The sequence below is a fragment of the Aminobacter sp. LjRoot7 genome, from assembly GCF_964252895.1.
Taxonomy (GTDB): domain Bacteria; phylum Pseudomonadota; class Alphaproteobacteria; order Rhizobiales; family Rhizobiaceae; genus Aminobacter; species Aminobacter aminovorans_B.
Genome location: NZ_CAXUPX020000041.1, coordinates 1 through 891, shown reverse-complemented (window position 1 = coordinate 891; position 891 = coordinate 1). Strand labels below are relative to the sequence as shown.

1 protein-coding gene is annotated in these 891 nt (G+C 62.7%); it reads right to left on the bottom strand.

The features are described from left to right. Positions 1-700: 700 nt before the first annotated feature. Positions 701-891, bottom strand: a 191-nt coding sequence (locus tag ACSQ3E_RS30855; protein WP_436125514.1) for a hypothetical protein, incomplete at its 5' end; no start/stop codon positions are given.

The following is an 891-nucleotide window of genomic DNA, read 5'->3' as shown; positions in this document are numbered from 1 at the left end:
GGTCTTCACGCCGGCCGCGCTCGAGTACGAGCCACTGGTGAAACGCGCGGATGTCCACCATCATCACGTCGCCGGCCCTGACGTCGACGCGAACGACGTCGCGGGCTGCTTCGCCAAGGGCTTCGAGAAGGGCGTCGTCGAGCGGCGTGGGCGTAAGATGGGAGCCTGGCATAATCCGCTGGCGCCATCTTGCAGACCAAAACCTTGAGGCATCCCGCACTCTCCGCCCAGGGATCGCAATCATCGAGGATGTCGGCATAGCGGCCGCGAAGCAGGAAGCTGGGAGCCCTCGACTGGGGCGAGTGCCGCCGGCACATTCATTAGCTCGTCAGCAGTCAGAGGTCAGCTTCGCGAATCGTTGGCCGACGTGCGATCGCGTGGTGCAGCATCTTCTCACCACCAAATCCAGATGGACATCCGCGCGCTTCACCGTGGCTCGAGTGACGCGGACATGGCGAGCGCTGAGCTCGCCGCTAGGCCAAAGATGCTTGTGTCGACGGTCTTTGGTCCGATCAGCTCGGCCTTTTCCCGGGCGATGCAGATCGGCAACGCGTTTCGCATGGCCGACTGGGACAGGCGCTACCTGGCTTAGGCCAAGGTTTTCAGGTCATGAGCCGGCTGGGCGAGTTGGCCAGGGAATGCTCCGGTGGCGTTCGCGCGCGCATCGTCTCTCGTCTGCCGCGAGGTTTCAACTCTCGCGTCACCGGCGTGCGGATAGCAAAAAGCCCGCCGTGGTTTTCACCTTGGCGGGCTTTTGTTTTGGTTGCGGGGACAGGATTTGGCCTTTTTGTCCCGCTTCGTCGGCTATCGCCTCCTTGCGGGCCCCTTGATGCAGGTTCAACTCGACCGTCACCAGCGTCCGAATAACAAAACAGCCCAGACGAGCTGGGC